Here is a 22,702-nt window from a genome sequence, read left to right as displayed (position 1 = left end):
AGTACTTTTAGGACTCCAAATCTACCCACGGGTTTTGCGTTGTGCGCTGGCAATCAGGCAGTGCCGCTGAGACTTTTCTCGCAGCCGACAATACAAACGATTGCACTGTTTTTCCTCTTTCCTTTTCCATTTTTAACCCATTCCCACCCACTGTATGGTACCTCACGTTACCTCCTGTCCGCGGCCGAAGACTGCTTTGCGCCGCCCCTTTTTCTGGGTCCTGCTGGCTTGCCTGGGCGGCGGCCTCGCGCCGCAGGCCCAGGCCCAGACCACTGAACCGTATAACTGGAACAGCATCGCCATTGGCGGCGGCGGGTTCGTGTCGGGCCTCGTCATGAGCAAGACCCAGGCGGGCCTCTACTACGCCCGCACCGACGTGGGCGGGGCCTACCGCTACGATACCGCCGCCGCCAAGTGGGTGCCGCTTATGGACGGCGCCTCGGAACTGGAGCAGGGCATGTTTGGAGTAGAGTCGCTGGCGCTGGACCCGCAGAACTCCAGCACGCTCTACGCCTTTTGCGGCATCAGCTACTTCAATAATGGCCGCACGTATATCATGCGCTCAACCGACTACGGGGCCACGTTCACGACCATCGACGTGACGGCGCAGTTCAAGGCGCACGGCAACGGCATGGGCCGCGGCAACGGCGAAAAGCTGCAGGTAGACCCCAGCAGCAGCAGCACCCTCTACTGCGGCACCCGCTACAACGGCATCTGGAAGAGCACCAACTCGGGCACCACCTGGACCAACCTCACCAGCCTGCCCGTGACGGTGACGCCCAACGGCAACGGCCTGAGCTTCGTGCTGGTGGATAACACCAGCGCCGCCGCGGGCGGGGCCTCGCAGCGGGTGTTTGCGGGCGTGTCGCGCAACAGCGGCGCGGGCGCCAACTTCTACCGCAGCGACGACGCCGGGGCCACGTTCACGGCCGTGACCAACCCCAACCTGGGGGCCAGCATGATGCCGCAGCGCGCCGTGCAGGCGGGCGGCAGCCTCTACATCAGCTACGGCAACGGCTCGGGGCCCTACGGCACCACCTTTGCCGCTACCGCCACCCTGCCGGCCTCCAACGAGGCCTACGACGCGGGCCAAATCTGGAAATACGACATCGCCGCCGGCACCTGGACCAACCTCACGCCCACCACCGGCACCAACCGGGCTTTCGGCGGCATCAGCGTGGACCGCAACAACCCCAACCGCATCATCATCTCGACCTGCAACAGCTACTTGCAGCAGGGGCCCACGTCGAGCAGCCCCTACGGCGACCGGTTTTTCCTGACCACCGACGGCGGCACCACCTGGACCGACGTGGTGGCCCGCGGCTACACCTTCGACCCCAACGGCATTACCTGGATACCGGGCCAGTCCATTCACTGGGCGGCCAGCATCGAGTTTGACCCCTTCGTGCCCAACCGCGTGCTCGTGGATTCGGGCAATGGCGTGTATGCCAACGATGACATTACCGCCCCGGCCGGCATGTGGAAGTTCTTCGTGAAGGGCCTCGAAGAAACCGTGGCCCAGAACCTGGTGAGCCTGCCCAACGGCGGGCCCCTACTCTCAACCATTCTGGACTACGACGGTTTCCGGCAAACCGACGTGGCGCAGTACGCGCCCATCTACCAGCCCCGCATCGGGAGCACCAACGGCCTGGACTTCGCCAAGCTTAGCCCCGCCAACGTGGTGCGGGTGGGCAGCCGCAGCAGCTCGACGGCCGCCTCGGTGCTGCTCTACTCCACCGATATGGGCCTGACCTGGACGCGCACGGCCACCATGAACGGCTCGAATGGGCAGCTGGCCCTCTCGGCCGATGGCGGCGTGCTGCTGCACAGCCCCAGCAACGGAGCGTCGGCCAGCTTCCCGGTGGCCGACAACACCTTCGTGTACCGCACCACCGACAACGGGGCCACCTGGACCAAGGCCACCGGCGTGCCCACTACCCTCACCAGCTCGCGCCCCGTGGCCGACGCCGTAAACCCCAGCAAGTTTTACCTGCACAACACCAATACCGGCGAGATGCTGGTGAGCACCGACGGCGGCGTATCGTTTGCGGTGGCCGGCAACGTGGGGGCCACCGGCGGCTCCAAGATTATCCGGGCCGTGCAGGGCCGCGAGGGGCACCTGTGGGTAGCCCTCTACGGCGGCGGCCTCACGCGCTCCGTCAACTCGGGCACCACCTTTACCAAGCTCGCCAACGTGACGCGATGCGACGCGGTGGGCTTCGGCAAGGCCGCGCCGGGCAGCACCTACGAGGCCATCTATATCTACGGCGTCGTGGGCGGAGTAGTGGGCATTTTCCGCTCCAACGACCAGGGCGTGAGCTGGGTACGGGTCAATGACGAGGCCCACGAGTACGGCGGCCCCGCCAACGGGCAGTTTGTGATGGGCGACCTCAACACCTACGGCCGCGTGTACATGAGCACCGCCGGCCGGGGCATCATTTACGGCATGCCGGCCACCGCGCTTGCCAGCCGCCCCGCCACCAGCGGCCCCGCCGCCCTGCAAGCTTACCCCAACCCCACCGGCAGCGCCCTCACGCTGCGCCTGCCCCCGGAGCTGGTGGGCGGCACCGTTTCCGTGATTAACACCCTGGGGGCCGTGGTGCGCATCACCACCGCTTCCCGCGCCGATTACACGTTGAATTTGAGCCAGTTGCCCGCCGGCCTGTACGTGGTGCGGGTAGCCAGCGGCGCGCAAAGCGCCACGGTGCGCGTGGTGAAGCAGTAGGCTTCTGAGGGAGGCGCTGGCGCTTGTTCGCTGATGCTGTAGGTGGTCGCCCTCCGCGGGGGACCCCACCCCCGGCCCCTCCCCTCCGGGAGAGGGGAGCCTGATGTAATTGACAATGAGCAGTGAACAGTGAAAAATTACTCATTGCTCACTGCTCATTGACGCCTGGCTCCCCTCTCCCGGAGGGGAGGGGCCGGGGGTGGGGTCCCCCGTGGAGGGCGACTACTCCCCAACCCGATATAAACGTAACGACCTCACAATCTTACACTTACAATTTTTCATTCAATCTCCTTTTCCACCCAACCCCCACTCCCATGAAAAAGTATGTAATGGCCCTGTTGACGACCGCCGCGCTGGCTGGTTGCAGCAAAGAACAAGTTGCCGCGCCCACGGTAGCCACCGCCGCCCCCACCACCCAGGATGCCCAGTCCTGCGATGGCGGCTCCATCAATTCGGGGCAGTTTTTTATGATGAACGATGAGTGGGGCGCCAGCAAGGCTGGGGCCGGCTCGCAGTGCATCTACTTCAACAACATCAACGACTGGGGCGTGACGGCCTCGCACACCAACACCTCGACCGGCATCAAATCGTACCCGGCCGTGGTGTACGGCTGCCACTACACCGGGTGCTCATCGGGCACGGCGCTGCCCAAGCAAATCAGCGCCCTCGGCAACGCGCACACTAACTGGTCGCAATCATCGTCAGGCAACGCCTACGACGCGGCCTACGACATCTGGTTCGACCCCTCGGCCGTTACCGGCAACCGCGCCGCGAAGTATGAGTTGATGGTGTGGCTAACGTGGAAAAACACCAAGCCCATCGCGGCCAGTTACGACGCCAGCGGCAACGCTATCCCGTTTGCTAGCAATGTGAGCCTGAGCGGCAAAACATGGAATGTGTACCGGCGCGACAACGTGTTCTCTTTCCTGCCCACCAGCCAAACTAACTCAGTCAGCATCGACTTGAAGCCCATTATCAGCTACTGCGTGGCCCGCGGCTGGATGGGTACTTCCAACTACATGACAAGCATACAGGCCGGCTGGGAAATCATCGACGGCGGCACGTTTAAGAGTACCGCCTACGGCGTGAGCGGCATCTGAGCACTTATTGAAAACAACTAGCCAGCCCACCAGCCGACCTTTGGGCCGGTGGGTGGGCTGGTTTGTTTTGCCCCTCTAAACGACTCACATCCTTTTCCACTCTTCATTGAATACCAATAGTTTGAGCGACTTATTCTCTAACCTGACGAAACTGCGGGCGCGGCAGCTATTCAGCACGCTGTTGCTGGCCGGGCTGAGCCTCGGCGGCGGCCTGGCTACGTGGGCGGCGGCCCCGCCGCAACCCGCGCCAATGCCGCGCCTCGTGAAGCAGAATGGCCGCTACGCCCTCTTTGTCGATGGCGCGCCCTTCCTGATGTTGGGCGCGCAGGTGCACAACTCCAGCGCCTGGCCGGCGGTGCTGCCCACCGTGGTGTGGCCCGCCATGCAGGCCCTGCACGCCAACACAGTGGAAATGCCCGTGTACTGGGAGCAGCTGGAGCCGGAGCCGGGCCGGTTCGACTTTTCGGTGGTGGATGGGCTGGTGGCGCAGGCCCGCGCCCACCACGTACGCCTGGTGCTGCTGTGGTTTGGCACCTGGAAAAACGGCAGCAACCACTACCTGCCCGCCTGGATGAAGCGCCAGCTACAGCTGTACCCCAACGTGGTGGGCGCGGCCGGCCAGCCCCTCGACTCGCCCTCACCCCACGCGCCGGCCACGCTGGCGGCCGATATCAAGGCTTTTACCGCCTTTATGGGGCACCTCAAGCGCATCGACCCGGTGCGCACCGTTATCATGGTGCAGGTCGAGAATGAGCCGGGCACCTGGGGCGGCGTGCGCGACTTTTCGCCCGTCGCCCAGCTGCTGTTTGAGGCCCCGGTGCCGGCCGGGCTGCTGGCGGCGCTCGGCAAGCCGGCCGGGGCGGGCAGTTGGAAAACGGTGTTTGGGGAAGATGCCGACGAGTTTTTTCATGCCTGGTTTATTGGGCGCTTCGTGGGGCAGGTGGCGGCGGCGGGCAAGGCCGTGTACCCGCTTCCCCTCTACACCAACGCCGCCCTGCGCGACCCGCTGCGGCCCAGCCGTCCGCCCAGCTACGAGAGCGGCGGCCCCACCGACAACGTGCTGGCCATCTGGAAGGCGGCCGCCCCCGCCCTCGACCTGCTGGCCCCCGACATCTACATGACCGACGATGCCCGCTACCGCCGGGTGCTGGAGCTCTACCAGCGGCCCGATAATGCCCTGCTGGTGCCCGAAACCGGCAGCCAGTCCGCCAACGCCCGCTACTTCTACGCCGCGCTGGGCCTGGGCGCCATTGGCTTCGCGCCGTTCGGCCTCGACCTGGCCAACTTTGCCGATTCGTCGCCCGGCGCGCCCGCCCTCACGGCTGCCAACCTGGCGGCCTTCGCCCTCAACTACCGGGCCTTTGCCCCGATGGCCCGCGAGGTGGCCCGCCTCAACTTCGCGGGCAAGCTGCAAGCCGTGGCCGAAGCGCCGCCTACCCCCTCTGCCGCTCCCGACGTAGCGGCCGGCCCGGCGGCCACCGCCACCGCCACGCCGGCCCCGGCGGTGGCCCAGCTCGCGCCGCCGCTGCACTTCGCCGGCTGGGATGCCACCGTGGCCTACGGACCGCGCGAGGGCACCGGGGCCAACGCTCAGCCCATCGGGCGCGCCATGCTGGCCCAGCTCGGCCCCGATGAGTTTCTGGTAACCGGGGCCTACGCCCGCGTCAATTTTCGGCCGGCCGGGGCCGCCGCGGGCAAGCCCTGGCAGTTTATGCGGGTGGAGGAAGGGCAGTACGAAAACGGTGTTTTCAAGCCCCTCCGCATTTGGAATGGGGACGAGACGGACTGGGGCCTGCAGTTCAGCTCGGTGCCGCAGGTGCTGCGGGTGCGGCTGTACACGCGATAGGGTTTGAGTTTCAGATTTGTGGGAATTATTTCGTTCTGGCGGGTGCCTCACCCCCTGACCCCCTCTCCGAAAAGGAGAGGGGGCACCGGCTCTGCGTGGACGTTAGCGGACGGCTGGCTCCCCCTCTCCTTTCCGGAGAGGGGGCCGGGGGGTGAGGCGCCCGCCAGAACGACAAGATATTGACTGACAATTTTTTATCGTCTCACGCAACGCGCTTTCACCTCTCACCTCAAGCACCCCCAACCCGCCCCGACGAATAACCCCCCGCTTTTAAACCCCTTTTTCCCCCTGGCACTTGGTAGGGGCAGGGTACTTTTAGCCACGCTAATTTCACATGACTGCTTTCCGCTATTTCTGCCTGTTGCTGCTCGCGCTGGCCGGCCCCGTGGGGGCCCAGCCCACGCCCCAGGAATGGGAAAACCCCCTGCTTTTTGAGCAAAACAAGGAGCCGGCGCGCGCCAGCTTTATGCTCTACGACGCGCCCGCCGACGTGGCCGCCGCCGACCCCACCCGCTCGCCCTACTACCAGAGCCTGAACGGCCCCTGGAAGTTCAGCTACGTGGGCCGGCCCGCCGACAAGCCCCTGGACTTTGCCCGGCCCGACTTCGACGATGCCGCCTGGAAGACCATTGCGGTGCCGTCGAACTGGGAAATCCAGGGCTTTGGGGTGCCGATTTACACCAATATCACCTACCCTTTCCCGCGCAACCCGCCCTTTATTGATGGGCGCGACAACCCGGTGGGCTCCTACCGGCGCACGTTTGCGGTGCCGGCCGGCTGGGCGGGGCGCGAGGTGCTGCTGCACTTTGGCTCCATCTCGGGCTACGCGGTGGTGTGGGTGAACGGCCAGCGCGTGGGCATGACCAAGGCCTCGAAGTCGCCGGCCGAGTTTGACGTGACCAAGTACCTGAAGCCGGGCCCCAACCAGCTGGCCGTGCAGGTAACGCGCTGGCACGATGGCAGCTACCTCGAAGACCAGGATTTCTGGCGGCTCAGCGGCATCGAGCGCGACGTGTACCTGTGCGCCCTGCCGCCCCAAACGGTGTGGGACTTCTTCCTGAAAAGCGACCTCGACGCCACGTACCGCCACGGGCAGTTTGGAGCCGACGTGGTGCTGCGCAGCTTCGGGCCGGAGGCGGCCGCCCGCGCCGCCCGCCTCACCGTGGAGGTGCGCGATGCCGCCGGCCGCCTCGTGCTGCGCCAGCAGCAGCCGGTGGCTGCTTTCGGGGCCAGCCCTACCCAGCACGTCACCTTCGGCGGCACGCTCAAAAACGTGCGCCCCTGGAGCGCCGAGCAGCCCAACCTCTACCAGTGCCTGCTCACGCTGGCCGATGCCCAGGGCCACCCGCTGGCCCTGGCGGGGGCCGCCATCGGCTTCCGCAAGGTGGAGCTTAAAAATGCCCAGCTGCTGGTGAATGGCCGCGCCGTGGAAGTGCACGGCGTGAACCGCCACGAGCACGACCAGTACACGGGGCACGTCATCGGCGAAGCCGCTATGCGCCAGGATATTGAGCTGATGAAGCAGTTCAATATCAACGCCGTGCGCACCAGCCACTACCCCAACGCCGAGCTGTGGTACCGGCTCTGTGACGAGTACGGGCTCTACGTGGTGGACGAGGCCAATATTGAGAGCCACGGCATGGGCGACGAGCCCTGGGGCCTCGACAAAACCCAGCACCCTGCCTACCTGCCGCATTGGGCCCCGGCCCATCGCGACCGCATTGAGCGGCTGCTGGAGCGCGACAAAAACCACCCCTCGGTTATCCTCTGGAGCATGGGCAACGAGTGCGGCAACGGCCCAATATTTCACGAGATGTACCGCTGGCTGAAGCAGCGCGACCCCAGCCGCCTGGTCACCTTCGAGCAGGCCGGCGCCGACTGGGACACCGACATAATAGCCCCCATGTACCCCGGCCTGGACTCGCTGCAGCGCTACGCCACCGCCCCCAACCGGACGCGGCCCCTCATCATGTGCGAGTACGCGCACGCCATGGGCAACGGCAGCGGTAACTTTCAGGAGTACTGGGACATCATTCGCAGCAGTCCGCACATGCAGGGCGGCTTCATCTGGGACTGGGTGGACCAGGGCCTGCGGCAAACCGACGCCGGCGGCCGCGCCTGGTGGGCCTACGGCGGCGACCTGGGCGGCTACGACCGCCAGAACGACGAGAACGGTGTGGCCGACGGCCTGCTGGGTTCCGACCGTACCCCGCACCCTGGCCTGTGGGAAGTGAAAAAGGTGTACCAGGATATCCGCTTTAGCGCCGCCCAGCCCGCCACGGGTCGCCTTACGGTGCATAACGGCTTCTCCTTTAACACTCTGGCTGACTACACTTTCCGCTGGGAGCTGCTGAAAAACGGAGTGGTGACCAAGGCCGGCACTTTTGCCGCTGAGTTGGCCGCTGAACAGCAAAAAGAGGTGCGGCTACCGCTGGGGCCGCTGCCCGCCGGGCCCGGTACCGAGTACGTGCTCCAGGTATTTGCCCGTACCAAAGCGGCTACCCCCGCAGTGCCGGCCGGCCACGAAGTAGCCCGCGAGCAGTTTGTGCTCACGCCCGAGCCAGATTACTTCGCGCCGCCCGCCGTTGCCAGCGCTGCCACTACCGCCACGGCCGCCGGCGAGTTGCGCGTGACGCGTGCCGGCGACCGGCTCACCTTCGCGGCGGGTGAGGTGCGCGGCGAGTTTGATACCAAAGCCGGCCGCCTCACCCGCTACGAGCGGCGGGGGCAGCACGTCATCGACCAGTTTCCGGAGCCCTATTTCTGGCGCGCGCCCACCGACAACGACTTTGGCAACGGAATGCCCGAGCGCTTGGGCGTGTGGCGCACGGCCCACGCCCACCGCCTGGTGCAGCGCGTGGCCGTGGGCGCGCAAACCGCCGCCGGCCTGCCCATTGCGGTAGACTACCTGCTGGCCGACTTGGGCGTGCCCTACACCGTGGCCTACCTCATTGCCCCCGACGGCGCGGTGCGCGTAACGGCCGCCATCGACCTGACCGGCAAGCAGTTGCCCGAGATGCCTCGCTTCGGTATGCGCCTGGAGCTGCCCGGTCGCTTTGGCCAGCTGGCCTACTACGGCCGGGGGCCCTGGGAAAACTACGCCGACCGCCACACGGCGGCCTTCCTGGGCGTGTACCACGACTCGGTGAGTAATCAGCTCACTACCAACTACATCCGGCCCCAGGAGAGCGGCTACCGCACCGGCGTGCGCTGGCTGGCCCTCACCGATGCCGCCGGGCAGGGCCTACGCATCGAAGGGGCTCAGCCGCTGGGTTTCAGTGCGCTACCCACCCGCACCGAGTTTCTGGACCCCGGCCTCACCAAAAAGCAGCAGCACACCAACGACGTGCGCCGCTTCGATTTCGTGTGTCTGCAACTGGACCTGAAGCAGCGCGGCGTGGGCGGCGACAATAGCTGGGGGGCCCTGCCCCACGAGCCCTTCCGCCTGCTCGACAAAACCTATTCCTACACCTACACCATGCGCCTGCTGGGCAGCCCGCCCGGCAGCGCCCCGGCCGGCGCACTCGGCGCGGCCACAAGCCCGGCCGCTAACTTATCTAAGTAATTCTAAATAAATGATTTACTAGAACGTCATGCTGAACGCAGTAAAGCATCTCTACCGCCTTACTCGCACCGTTCAACGAAGCGGTAGAGATGCTTCACTGCGTTCAGCATGACGTTCTGATAAGTTGAAAAGCTTATCTCCCTACTCCCCCTGCCCTACCCACCTGCCCGGATACTCCGCCGGCGGCTTTCCCACCCACCGTTTTCCCAGCTCTTTTCGCATGAAAGTGCTTGTTCCCTCCTCCGGTGGCACTGCCCCGCGGCCCCGCGCCGACTGGGACGAGGCCGCCCTGCTCGCCGCGCTGCGCCAGGACGACGAGCTGGCCTTCGCCGAAATTTACCGCCGGCACTGGGCCGAGCTGTTGCAGGTGGCGCGCTGCAAGCTGGCCTCGCCGATGGTGGCGGAAGAGCTGATTCAGGACCTGTTTACGGGCATCTGGCACAAGCGGCACGAGCAGGCCATCCAGAAGCTGGGGCCTTACCTGCAGTCGGCCCTGCGCTACCAGATTATTGATTTTATCCGCGCGGGCACGGTGCGGGCCGATTACCTATCGTACTGCCAGTTTCACGCCCTGGCGGCCGACCACAACACGGAAGAAGCCCTCGCGGCCAACGACTTATCGGCGGCGCTGGCCGGGGCCCTGGGTCGCCTGCCCACGGTGCCCAGGGAGGTATTTCAGCTCAGCCGCTTCGAGCATCAAACGGTGGGAGAAATAGCGGGGCGGCTGCGCATGTCGCCCAAAATGGTGGAATATCACCTCACGAAAGCCCTCAAAATTTTGCGGGCCGGCCTGCGGGAGTTTATCGTGGGAGCCGTGCTGCTGGCTTGGTTTCGGGGGTAGGGGCCAGGTCGAAAGGAACTGAACTGACAAATCCTAGCAATTCAGAACAAGCGCAAAAACGTCTGTCATTGCGAGCAGCGCGAAGCAATCGCACCAGAACGTTGTCGTGCGGGTATCGTTCGAAGACGATTGCCGCGCTCCACTGCGTTACGCTCGCAATGACAGGCGTTCTTGAGTAATTCCAACAATTTTTTCAAAAAAGTAAGCACTCACTTTAGGGTCGTCGCGCCGTTGGCCGACATACAGGTAGCCGGGCATAACCGCCGGTGCCGCGCCATGACCCAGGCAGAATTTCAGGACCTATTGCAGCGCTACGGGCGGGGCGAATGCTCGGCGGCCGAGACGCAGCAGGTGGAAGCCTGGTACGCGGCCATGCGCCGGGGCCAGCCCACTAGCTGGCGTGCCGAGGAGCAGGCCCGGCTGGGTGAAACTCTGTGGCGCGGCATCGAGGCCCGCCGCCAGCGCGGCGGCCGCGGTCCGGCGTGGGTGCCGTTGCGCTGGGCCGCCGCCGCGCTGCTCGTGCTGAGCCTGGGGGTGGGGCTGCTATGGCGCGGTCAGCAGCGGGCCAGCCGGCCCACGCTGACCTGGGTAACGCGCCAAAACCCGGCCGGGCCCACCCAGCAGCTTACGCTGCCCGATGGCAGCCAAGTGTGGCTGCGCCCCGGTGGCACCCTACGCTACCAGACGGCTTTCGGGGGGCCGCGCCGGGAGGTGTACCTCACGGGCGAGGCATTTTTTGACGTGCGTCACGATGCCGCCAAGCCTTTTCAGGTGTATACCAACTCGCTGGTAACTACTGTGTTGGGTACCGCCTTCTGGGTGCGGGCCCCGGCCGGGCAGCCCGAGGCCCTGGTGCGCGTGCAGCGCGGCAAGGTGCGCGTGAGCGCCCGCACGGCCACGGCGCCCACCTTTACCAATGCCGAGGCCAACCCCACCAGCGTGGTGCTGCTGCCCAACCAGCAGGCCGTGTGCTCGGCGCGGCCGGGCCGGGCGCGGCAGCTGCGCAAAACCCTGGCCGACCAGCCCGTAGCCCTGCGGCCCAGCCAGCAGCTATTCACCAACGAGCCGGTGGGCCAGGTGCTGGCGGCCCTCAGCCAGGAGTACGGCATTGCCATCGCCTACGACCCGGCGGTGCTGCGCAACTGCACCGTGAACCTGGCTTTCACCCACGAAACGCTTTACCAGCGCCTCGACCTGCTGTGCCAGGCCCTGGATGCTTCCTACGAGCGCACCGACGAGCAGATTCTCTTCCGCAGCACCGGCTGCGCCCGCTAGCCGGCGGTTGGTAGAATTTTGGCTGCTTAATAGCACGTAAAATTCTGATTATCATTATTTTAACTCAATCTACCACCCAGGCTGGCTTACGCGCGGCCGCTTACTCAACCTGCCTATGTAAGCTAAATCTGCTTGGTTAAGTCTTGTTTTCTCTTTTATTCTTCCACATTTCCCACCCGCCATATGAAAGCTCACCTACTTCGTTCACCTTCTTTTCGTTTGCCCTGCCTGCTGCTGGCGGGGGCGCTGCTGGCCGCCCCGGCCGCCGCACGTCCGGCCGAGGCGCAGGAGCCCATGAGCCAGCGCATTACGCTGCAGCTTAATGAGCAGGAAATGAGCACCGTGCTGGCCCGGCTGGAGCAGAAAACCGGCGTGCATTTCCTGTATAGCCCGCAGCTGATAAAGGCTAACCGCCGCGTATCGGTGAAGGCCGTGGATGAGCCGCTGTCCAGCATTCTGGCGTCGCTGCTGACGCCGCTGGGCGTGCGGTTTGAGCAGGTGAGCAGCGGCATTTTGCTCAAGCCCGTTGTGACGGCCGAGGCAGCCGGCGTGCCGGGGGCGGCGGCCTTCCCCGTGAAGGGCCGGGTGGTGGACAAAGCCACCGGCCAGGGCCTGCCCGGCGTGACGGTGCTGGTGAAAGGTACCACCACCGGGGCCAGCACCGACGCCGAAGGCAATTTTAGCCTGAGCGCGCCCGATGGCAACGCCACGCTGGTTGTTTCCTACATCGGCTACGCCACCCAGGAAGTGCCGGTCAACAACGCACAAACGGTTGCGGTAACGCTGGTTACCGATAACAAGGCCCTGGATGAGGTGGTGGTGGTGGGCTACGGCACGCTGCGCCGCGAAGACGTGACGGGGGCCATCTCGTCGGTGAAGGCCGCCGATATTCGTACCGAGGGGGCCAACACGCTCACCCGCTCGCTGCAAGGCCGGGTGGCGGGCGTGCAGATTGAGAGCGGCGGCGGCGCCCCTGGCTCGGGGCTGCGCGTGCTGGTGCGCGGGGCGGGCTCATTCAACAGTACCAACCCGCTTTATGTGGTGGATGGCGTGTGGGTGGGTGATATCAACTACTTGCAGCCCAGCGACATTGCGTCTATCGACGTGTTGAAGGATGCTTCGGCCGCCTCCATCTACGGGGCGCAGGGGGCCAACGGGGTGGTGCTGATTACCACCAAATCGGGCAAGAAGGGGCCGGTGCAGTTTACGGCCAACGCCTACGTCGGCGTGCAGAAACTCACCAAAAACATTGAGGTGCTGAATGCGCAGGAGTGGGCCACCGTCAGCAACGCGGCGCATGTGAACGCGAACCTGAAGCCGCTGGATATCGCCAAAGACCCGGCGGCGCTGGGGGCGGGCACCGACTGGCAGAAGGAAATCTACCAGACGGCCCCCACCCAGAACTACACCCTGGGGGCCAGCGGCGGCGGCGACAACTACAATTTCAGCATCTCGGGCGGGTACTTCGACCAGAAGGGCATTGTGAAAACCACTGATTACAACCGCTTTAACCTGCGCATTAAGTCCGACTTCACCAAGGGCCGCCTCAAGGTGGGCGAGAGCATTATCATGGCCCAGGAGTACTGGCACTACACGGCCGGGGGCTGGGGGGGGCAGGGGGGCAACCCCACCGGCTCGGCCCTGAAGATGATTCCGGCCTTCGGCATCTATGACCCTACCGCGGTGGGGGGCTTCAGCGGGGCTTCGGGGCCGGTGGTAAACATTGCCAACCCGGTGGCCATGCTGAACCTGGAAGTGCCCGAAAACCGCAGCTACAATGCCATCATCAACGCGTATGCCGAAATCAGCATCCTCGATGGCCTGAAGTACAAGTACAACCTGGGCTATACGCCCGGCTTCGGCGCGTACTACGACTACACGTATCCCTACCAGGTGGGCTCGCTGTTCACCAACCCCTACGCCACCCTCAGCGAAAACCGGAGCCAGTCGAACACCTGGCTGCACGAAAACACCCTGACCTACGCCAAGGTCTTTGGCAAGCACAGCCTGAACGTGCTGGGGGGCTACACCTACCAGAACGGCATGTACCGGTACCTGGGCGCGGCCAAAAGCAACATCCCGCTGGGCCTGAACGTGATTGACGCCGGCAACCTGAATCCGGTAGCGAACAGCAACGCCAGCGAAAGCACGACAATTTCCTACCTGGGCCGCCTGGTCTACTCCTTCGACGACCGGTACGTATTCACCGGCACCATCCGCCGCGACGGGTCGTCGCGCTTCGGGCCCAGCTATCGCTACGGCAACTTCACGTCGGTAGCGCTGGCCTGGAACGTGGCCAACGAGGCGTTTTTTCAGCCCTTGCGGGCCGTGGTTTCTACCCTGAAAGTGCGGGGCAGCTACGGTACCCTGGGCAACCAGAACTTTGGTAACTACCTGTACTACGCCACCATCGTGCCCAACACCAACTACGTTATCGGCAACGGGCAAACGCTGTGGGGCGGGGCTACGCAAATCAGCCTGGCCAACCCCAACATCAAGTGGGAGGAAACCCGGTCGTCCAACGTGGGCATCGACTTCGGCTTTTTCAATAACAAGCTCACGCTCACCACCGACTACTTTGTGCGTAGCAGCAAGGATGCCATCATTCCGGTGCCCATTGCGGGCTCCAATGGCTCGATTGCCAACCCGGTGGTGAACGCGGGCACCATCTCGAACCGCGGGTTTGAGGCGGCCCTCAACTACACCAACACTCAGGGCGGCTTCACTTACACCCTGCTGGGCACGGCCACGGCCATCCGCAGCAAGGTAGATGAGCTTTCCTCGGGCTCGCAGCAGATTTTTGGGGGCCAGCCCACCTTCCAGGGGGCGCAGGCTACGGTGGGCCAGGCGGGCATTCCGCTGGGCGCGTTCTACCTGATTAAGGCCGATGGCATCTTCCAGACGCAGGCGGAGGTGGATGCCTACGCGAAGGAAGGCAAGAAAATTCAGCCCAATGCCAAGCCGGGCGATATCCGGTTTGTGGACTACAACAACGACGGCCAAATCAGCCAGAGCGACCGGCAGCTGCTGGGCAACCCTACGCCCAAGCTGGCCTACGGCTTCGGTGGCAACTTTGCCTGGAAGGGCTTCGACCTGAGCGTGTACTTTCAGGGCACCTACGGCAACCAGATTTACAACGGCGTGCGCCAAGACCTGGAGGGCATGAACCTGGAGCAGAACTACGGCCGGGCCACCCTCAACGCCTGGACGCCCACCAATACCAACACCGACGTGCCGCGGGCCGTCATCAACGACCCCAACGGCAACGGCCAGACTTCCAGCCGCTTCCTGGAAAGCGGCTCCTACCTGCGCTTCAAAACGCTGCAGTTTGGCTACACCATTCCGGCCTCGGCCATCAGCGCGCTGAGCATCACCTCGTGCCGGGTGTACGTGAGCGCCGACAACCTGTTTACCACCACCAAATACCTGGGCTACAACCCCGACCTGGGCCGCTCGGAAGGCGGCACCAACATCCTGGACCGGGGCGTGGATCGGGGCTACGGCGCCTACCCGCTCTCGCGCACGCTGCTGGCCGGCGTGCAGGTTGCTTTCTAATTATTCTCGCTACTCAACCCACCCATTACCATGAAACGCACGTTGTATTTTGCGCTCCTCTCCGGGCTGGCTTGCTCCTGCACCAGCAAGCTGGAGCAGCTGAACCCCAACCAGCTCACCGCCGATACCTACTGGAAAACGGAAGCCGACATCCAGGGCGGCATTGCGGGCACCTACAAAACCTTCAAAGCGCCCTTCAACGGCTACTACGGCTACAAGGGCGTGCAGCTGGTGAACGGCCGCGGCGATGACTTCTTTATCCGCAACGACTCGCGGGACATGTACCAGTCTACCACGTTTACTAACACGGCCACTACGGGGCAGGCCGATGCGCTCTGGAGCGGCTGCTACCGCGGCATTCTGCGGGCCAATGAGGTGATTGAGAAAGTACCCGGCATAGCCATCTCGGATGCGCTTAAAAAGCAATATCTGGCGGAAGCCAAATTTCTGCGCGCCCTCAACTACTACTACCTCATCATCAACTTCCGGGAAGTGCCGCTGATATTGACCGTGCCCACGGACCGGGCCCAGTACTCCAACCCCAAGGCCAAGGCCACGGAGGTATGGGCGCAGATTGAGGCCGACTTTACGGAGGCCAAAGCGGGCTTGCCGGTGGTGTGGCCGTCGCAGTTTACGGGCCGGGCCACCCAAGGCGCCGCCATTGGCTTTTTGGCTAAGTCGTACGTCTACGAGGAGAAGTGGGCCGCGGCCGAGGGCGAGTTTAAGCTGATAGCGCAGCCGTCGGGCCAGGCCAAGGCTCCTTACGGCTACGACCTGCTGGCCAACTACGAGGACAACTTCTTGAAAGACAAGGACAACAATATGGAGTCGTTGTTCGAGATTCAGATGCAGAACGTGGGCGGCAGCGACCTGGGCGGCAGTGAAAATGGCACCAGCAACGAAACCCAGGGCTCGACTACGGCCCAGGCCATGGCCCCGTCCGAAGCCGGGGGCTGGTACCAGGGCTACCCTACCCAGAAGGTTTTCAACGAGTTTCAGAAGGAGAAAACCCCCGATGGCAAACTCGACCCGCGCATGTACGCCACGCTGATTTGGGAATACCCAGGGGCCACTTTTTACCAGAAGCCCTACAGCCTCACTACTTTCCCGAACCCCTTCGGCAAAGTTTCGCGGGTGCGGAAATACCAGAACTACACGCAGGTAAACGAGTACAACACGACCGGCGTGAGCGCCATGATTTCCGACATCAACGAGAAAGCCCTGCGCTACGCGGATGTGCTGCTGCTCTACGCCGAAACCCTCACCAAGCTCGGCCGCCCGGCCGAGGCTACCCCATTGGTGAACCGCATTCGCACCCGCGCCACGCTGGCCGCCCTGCCCGCGGGCTACACCGCGGCGCAGATGCTGGCCGAAATCCAGCACCAGCGCATGATTGAGCTGTTTCGGGAAGGCCAGCGCTTTTACGATTTGCGCCGCTGGGGCATCCTGGAGCAGGAAATCAAGAACAGCGACAAGGAGGGCAAGGACTTTTTCGTGCTGGCCAAGCACGCCTACTTCCCCATCCCGCAGAGCGAGATTAACACCAACGCCAACATCGTGCAGGACCCGAACTGGTAGTTGCTACCAGGGCCGGTGGCTTAGTTTAGGGGCGGGACACTGGCTGGGGCGGCTCCCGGCCGGTGCCCCGCCACCTTATTTGCGTGGTATGCGTCTTCTGGAGCCGTTACGTTTGCGGGTCGCCCTCCGCGTTCACCCCATCCCCTAGCCCCTTCCCCGATGGGGAAGGGGGACTAGCTCTAGCTATAGTAGTCTGATAAATAATAATTTATAACTATAAACTAGTCCCCGCTCCCCATCGGGGAGGGGGCTAGGGGGTGGGGTTACGCGGAGGGCGCCCCCCCAGCACAAACAACTAAAGAATTCCCCAACTTTCATCTGTACACATGGTGCGTAGTACCCTACGAATAACGCTGCTGCTGGCCCTGCTGAGCCTGTTGCGAATGCCCGCCCAGGCGCAGCAAACAATCACGCAATACCTGTCGGGCATTGATAAGGACCACACCGTGCAGTGGGATTTTTACTGCACCAAGGGCCAGAACAGCGGCAAGTGGAGCAAAATCGCGGTGCCCTCGAACTGGGAAACCCAGGGCTTCGGCACCTACAACTACTACCGCGACGAGGTGAACCCCGACGAGCAGGGCCTGTATAAGCACGCGTTTCGGGTGCCGGCCGCCGGCCGGGGCCGGCACGTTTTTATCGTGTTTGAGGCCAGCATGACCGATACCGAGGTGAAGGTGAACGGGCAGCTGGCGGGCCCCGTGCACCAGGGCGGCTTTTACCGTTTTAAGTACGACATTACCGATAAGCTGAAGCCGGCGGGGCAGGACAACTTGCTGGAAGTCACGGTGAGCAAGCGCTCGGCCAACGCCTCGGTGAACCTGGCCGAGCGCAAGGCCGACTTCTGGCTCTTCGGCGGGATTTACCGGCCCGTGTACCTGGAGATTGTGCCTCCCGCCTACTTCGACCACCTGGCCCTGGCGGCCCAGGCAAACGGCGCGCTGCGCGTGGATGCCTTTGCCGTGAACGCCACGGCCAGCCAGACCATCACCGGCCAGGTGCAGGAGCTGAGCGGCAAGGCCGTGGGCGCGCCGTTTGCGGTAAAAGCGGTGCCCGGCGCAGAAAAAACCACCCTGCGGGCGCAACTCAGCGGCATTCGGGCCTGGAACCCGGAAGCGCCCAAACTCTACAACCTGGTGCTGACGCTGGCCGATGCCAAAGGCCCCGTGCACCGCGTGACGCAGCGCTTCGGCTTCCGCACCATGGAGCTGCGGCCGCAGGACGGCATTTACGTGAACGGCAGCCGGGTGATTCTTAAGGGAGTGAACCGGCACAGCGAATGGCCCGAATCGGGCCGGGCACTGAGCAAGGAAATCAGCCTGCTCGACGTGAAGCTGATGAAGGAAATGAACATGAACGCGGTGCGGATGTCGCACTACCCGCCCGACGCGCATTTCCTGGACGTGTGTGACTCGCTGGGCCTGTTTGTGCTGGATGAGCTGACCGGCTGGCAGGCGCAGTACGACACCATTGTGGGCCACAAGCTGGTGCGCGAGCTGGTGGTACGCGACGTGAACCACCCCAGCATCATCTTCTGGGACAACGGCAACGAGGGTGGCTTCAACCGCGCCCTCGATGGCGACTACGCCCTCTACGACCCGCAGAAACGGCCCGTGCTGCACCCCTGGGAGCGGTTTAACGGCACCGACACCAAGCACTACCCCGACTTCAACTACATCACCAACTCGGTGCTGTATGGCAAGGAAGTCTTCTTCCCCACCGAGTTTATGCACGGCCTCTACGACGGCGGCCACGGCGCGGGCCTGGAAGATTTTTGGAACGCCATGCGCCAGCACCCCTACTTCGGCGGCGGCTTTTTGTGGTCGTTTCACGACGAGGCCGTGGTGCGCACCGACCAGAACGGCCGGCTCGACGCGGCCGGCAACTCGGCCCCCGACGGCATTCTGGGGCCACACCGCGAGAAGGAAGCCAGCTTCTTTACCATCAAGGAGTTGTGGTCGCCGGTGGTGCTGGACCGCAAGTTCCTGGCCCCCGGCTTCGATGGCCGCCTGCTCATTGAAAACCGCTACGACTTCACCAACCTCCGCCAGTGCCGCTTCACCTGGAAGCTCGTGACCTTCCCGGCCCCCGGCGCGGCCACCACCGCGCCCCGCACCGATGCCAGCGGCACCGCAACCGCCCCCGCGCTGGCCCCCGGCGAGAAGGGCCTGCTCACGCTGGCGCTGCCCGCCACCTGGCACCGCAGCGACGCGCTCTACCTCACCGCCACCGGCCCCGACCAGCGCGAAATCTTCACCTGGACGCTGCCCATCGCCTACCCCAGCGCCACCCGCAAGCTGGCCCCGGCTGCGGCGGCTTCAGCCGCGCCGGCGGCGGCCGAGGAAGGCAACACCTTGACTATAAGCACCGATGGCATTCGCTATGCCTTTGATAAAACCACCGGCTACCTGTTAAAAGTGACTACTGCCAAGGGCGACGTGTCGCTGGGCGGCGGCCCGGTGCTGGCCGGCGCAAAGCAGTCGCTGAAAAGCTTCCGGCACTACGCGGCCGGCGCGGCGCAGGTGGTGGAGGCTAACTACGAGGGAGAGGGCTTTCTGCACGCCAAATGGACGGTGGCCGCCGGGCAGCCGGCCCACCTCGAATACCAGTATTCGCAAAAGGGCGAGGCCGATTTTCTGGGTCTCACCTTCACCTACCCCGAGGAAAAGCTAACGGGCATGAAGTGGCTGGGCCGCGGCCCCTACCGCGTCTGGAAAAACCGCCTCAAGGGCCAGCAGTTCGGCGTGTGGCACAAGGCCTACAACGACGCCCGCACCGGCGAAACCTGGCAGTACCCCGAGTTCAAAGGCTACCACGCCGACCTGTACTGGGCAGTGGTCGAAAACAAGGAATCGCCCTTCACGGTGTATACCGACGACCAGAACGTGTTTCTGCAAATGGGCAAGCCCGCCCGGCCCGTGGGCGCGCAGAACGAGAACACCTCCTCGGCCTTCCCCACCGAGGGCAACCTGAGCTTTCTGAACGCCATCGCGCCCATCGGCACCAAGTTTCAGGCTCCGGCCCAGCTGGGGCCGCAGAGCCAGAAGAATTTCATGCGCAACTACACGCCCACCAGCGGCAGCCTGTGGTTTGATTTTCGGTAACCCGTGCCGGGCACTAACCCAGCGTAATTGCCAAGTCTGTGCATCTGCCCCGGTCCGCCGGCCGACCGGTTGACGAGCGCGCCGCCTGCCTAGTCGTGCAGCCATCGTTTACGCGTCAACCGGTCGGCCGGCTTCGCCGGCGGACCGGCGCGGGTACCCTGACCTGGGAACCAACCCGGAAACCGCCGTAACCTTGCCCGTAAGCTGTCCCACCCCTTCCTGTCCTGACTTCAAAACGATACGATGCCACCCACCCCTTCCCTCCTTTTCCTCCTCGCCCTCGCCACCCCACTTGCGGCCGCGGCCCAAAAGCCCCAGGTGCACAAGCAGCCCGACGGCATTACCTTCACGCTGCCCGCGCCCAACGACCACGCCGCCCGCACGGTGCGCCTGCAAGTGGTGTCGGAGCACATCATTCACGTGCGGGCCAGCGTGCTCGACTCGGTTTCGTCCGAGGCCAGCCTGATGGTGGTGGCCCAGCCCACCGCGCCGGTGCGCTGGCAGTACCAGGAGAAAAAGGGCCTGGGCGTGCTGAGCACCGCCAGCCTGCGCGCCACCGTGACGCTGGCCACCGGCGAAGTCGCGTTTACCGACGCCCAGGGCCGCCCCCTGCTGCGCGAGCGGCCCAACGGCGGCAAAGACTTCGCGCCCGTCACGCTCGATGGCCAGACGTTTTACCAGGTGAGCCAAACGTTTGAGTCACCGGCCGATGAGGGGCTCTACGGCCTGGGGCAGCACCAGAATGGCTCCATGAACTACCGCGGCCAGCAGGTGGAGCTGGCCCAGAACAACACCGATGTGGCGGTGCCCTTCCTGGTGTCGAGCCGCAACTACGGCATCTTGTGGGACAACTACTCCATCACGAAGGTGGGCGACACCCGCGACTACCAGCCGCTGTCCAGCCTCAAGCTGTATTCGAAGGAAGGCACCCAGGGCTGGCTCACGGCCACCTATCGCGACAAAACCAGCCAGCAGGTGGTGGCCCAGCGGCCCGAGTCGGTTATCAGCTACGAGTACCTGGAGGACATGAAAAGCTTCCCCGAAACCGTGAAGCTGGGCCAGGTGCTGGCCACCTGGGAGGGCGCCATGGAGCCGGGCACCACGGGCCTGCACCACTTTTTGCTGAAAAATGCGGGCTATGCCAAGCTGTATATTGATGGCAAAGAGGTAGTTAACAAATGGCGGCAGGCCTGGAACCCCGGCACCTCGCTGGTGGCCCTGAACCTGGAAAAAGGCCGCAAATACACCCTCAAGCTGGAATGGGACCCCGACGGTGGCGAGTCGTACCTGGGCCTGAAGTGGCTGGGGCCGCTGGAAGGCCAGCGCGCCAACGAGTTCGGCTTCGCCTCGGAGGCCGGGCGCGGCATCGACTACTATTTCGTGCAGGGCAACTCGCTCGATGAGGTGGTGGGCGGCTACCGGCAACTCACGGGCAAGGCCCCCATCATGCCCAAGTGGGCAGTGGGCTTTTGGCAGAGCCGCGAGCGCTACAAAACCCAGCAGGAGCTGCTGGACGTGGCCGCCGAGTTTCGCAAGCGCCGCATTCCGCTCGATAACATCGTGCTCGACTGGTCGTACTGGAAGCCCGCCGAGTGGGGCAGCCAGGAGTTTGACCCCGCCCGCTTCCCCAACGCCGAGGCCATGATAAAGCAGCTGCACGACCAGCACACGCACTTCATGATTTCGGTGTGGGCCAAGTTCAACGAGGGCATTCCGGCCTTCAACGCCTTCAACGCCCAGGGCTTCCTCTACCCGCGCAACATCGCCAACCGCACCAAGGACTGGATTGCGCCCGGCTACACGTCGTCGTTCTACGACGCCCTGAACCCGCGCGCCCGCACCGCCTTCTGGAACCTGATGAATACCAAGCTCTTCGCCAAGGGCATCGACGCCTGGTGGATGGACGCCTCGGAGCCCGATATTCACTCGAATACCAACGTGGCCACCCGCAAGGAGCTGATGACGCCCACCGCGCTGGGCTCCTCCACGCGCTATTTCAACGCCTTTCCGCTGCAAAACGCCAGGGGCATTTACGAGGGCCAGCGCGGCACCGCGCCCAACCAGCGGGTGTTTTTGCTCACGCGCTCGGGCTACGCGGGCTCGCAGCGCTACGCGGCGGCCATCTGGAGCGGCGACATTGCCTCGCGCTGGGAAGACTTTAAGGGCCAGATTCCGGCCGGCCTCAACTTCTCGCTCAGCGGCATCCCGTACTGGACCACCGACATCGGCGGCTTTGCCGTGGAGCACCGCTACGAGCAGCCCCAAATGGCGCCCAAGGACCTGGAAGAATGGCGCGAGCTCAACACCCGCTGGTACCAGTTTGGGGCGTTTTGCCCGCTGTTTCGGGTGCACGGGCAGTTCCCGTTCCGGGAGATTTTCAACATTGCCCCGGCCGGCCACCCGGCCTACGAAAGCATGCTGTACTACAACCAGCTGCGCTACCGGCTGATGCCCTACACCTACTCGCTGGCCGGCCAGGTGCACCACCAAGATGCCACCATCATGCGCGGCCTGGTCATGGATTTTGGCCAGGACCCGGCCGTGCGCAACATCGGCAACCAGTTTATGTACGGCCCCAGCCTGCTGGTGAGCCCCGTGACCGACTACCAGGCCCGCACCCGGCAGCTGTACCTGCCGGCCGGCACGGGCTGGTTTAACTTCCACACCAGCCAGTACCAAGCTGGTGGCCAGACCATTACCGAGCCAGCGCCACTGGAGCGCATGCCGCTCTTCGTGCGCGAAGGGGCTATTCTGCCCTTCGGCCCCGAGCTGCAATACGCCGATGAGAAGCCCGCCGACCCCCTCACGCTCTACGTGTACACCGGCCGCGATGGCCAGTTTTCGCTCTACGAGGACGAAAACGTGAACTACAACTACGAAAAAGGGGCCTTCGCCACCATCCCGCTGAGCTGGAACGAGCAGGCCAAAACCCTCACCATCGGCGCGCGCCAGGGCACGTTTCCGGGCATGGTGGCCAGCCGCACGTTCAACGTGGTGTGGGTGAGCAAGGGCAAGCCCGCGCCAGTCGATTTCAAGCGCGCCGCCGATAAAACGGTGACCTACGCGGGGCAAGCGGTGGCGGTGAAGATGGAGTAGGGGCTTGGCTTATCTTC

At 64.2% G+C, this 22,702-nt stretch carries 10 protein-coding genes; all 10 read left to right on the top strand.

What is annotated here, in order from left to right; genetic code table 11:
* The first annotated feature begins 196 nt into the window (after positions 1–196).
* The 10 genes from ACYVGC_RS14615 (at position 197) to ACYVGC_RS14570 (ending at position 22,685) form a co-directional block, all read left to right on the top strand.
* Positions 197–2,725 (top strand): T9SS type A sorting domain-containing protein, encoded by a 2,529-nt coding sequence (locus tag ACYVGC_RS14615; protein WP_460584581.1) that lies wholly within the window; start codon positions 197–199, stop codon positions 2,723–2,725.
* Between the two features lie 314 nt (positions 2,726–3,039).
* Positions 3,040–3,825, top strand: a complete 786-nt coding sequence (locus tag ACYVGC_RS14610) for a GH12 family glycosyl hydrolase domain-containing protein (RefSeq protein WP_460584580.1) — start codon at positions 3,040–3,042, stop codon at positions 3,823–3,825.
* Between the two features lie 121 nt (positions 3,826–3,946).
* Positions 3,947–5,671 (top strand): DUF5597 domain-containing protein, encoded by a 1,725-nt coding sequence (locus ACYVGC_RS14605; RefSeq protein ID WP_460584579.1) that lies wholly within the window; start codon positions 3,947–3,949, stop codon positions 5,669–5,671.
* Between the two features lie 334 nt (positions 5,672–6,005).
* A complete protein-coding gene (lacZ, locus tag ACYVGC_RS14600; protein ID WP_460584578.1) occupies positions 6,006–9,236 on the top strand; it encodes a beta-galactosidase, LacZ type in 3,231 nt (1,076 codons plus the stop codon).
* 220 nt (positions 9,237–9,456) lie between these two features.
* Positions 9,457–10,077: an RNA polymerase sigma factor gene (locus tag ACYVGC_RS14595; RefSeq protein ID WP_460584577.1), complete on the top strand. Its 621-nt coding sequence runs from the start codon at positions 9,457–9,459 to the stop codon at positions 10,075–10,077.
* A gap of 276 nt (positions 10,078–10,353) precedes the next feature.
* A complete protein-coding gene (locus ACYVGC_RS14590; RefSeq protein WP_460584576.1) occupies positions 10,354–11,352 on the top strand; it encodes a FecR family protein in 999 nt (332 codons plus the stop codon).
* Between the two features lie 219 nt (positions 11,353–11,571).
* Positions 11,572–14,907: a TonB-dependent receptor gene (locus ACYVGC_RS14585; protein WP_460584575.1), complete on the top strand. Its 3,336-nt coding sequence runs from the start codon at positions 11,572–11,574 to the stop codon at positions 14,905–14,907.
* 30 nt (positions 14,908–14,937) lie between these two features.
* Entirely contained in the window at positions 14,938–16,485 is a 1,548-nt protein-coding gene (locus ACYVGC_RS14580; protein WP_460584574.1) for a RagB/SusD family nutrient uptake outer membrane protein, read from the top strand.
* A 326-nt stretch (positions 16,486–16,811) separates the two neighbouring features.
* A complete protein-coding gene (locus ACYVGC_RS14575) occupies positions 16,812–19,589 on the top strand; it encodes a glycoside hydrolase family 2 protein (protein WP_460584573.1) in 2,778 nt (925 codons plus the stop codon).
* 243 nt (positions 19,590–19,832) lie between these two features.
* Positions 19,833–22,685, top strand: a complete 2,853-nt coding sequence (locus ACYVGC_RS14570) for a TIM-barrel domain-containing protein (protein ID WP_460584572.1) — start codon at positions 19,833–19,835, stop codon at positions 22,683–22,685.
* Positions 22,686–22,702 lie beyond the last annotated feature (17 nt).

Source organism: Hymenobacter arcticus, assembly GCF_054779975.1.
The sequence above is the reverse complement of the archived record's forward strand: the minus strand, read 5'-3'. Positions and strand labels throughout refer to the sequence as shown.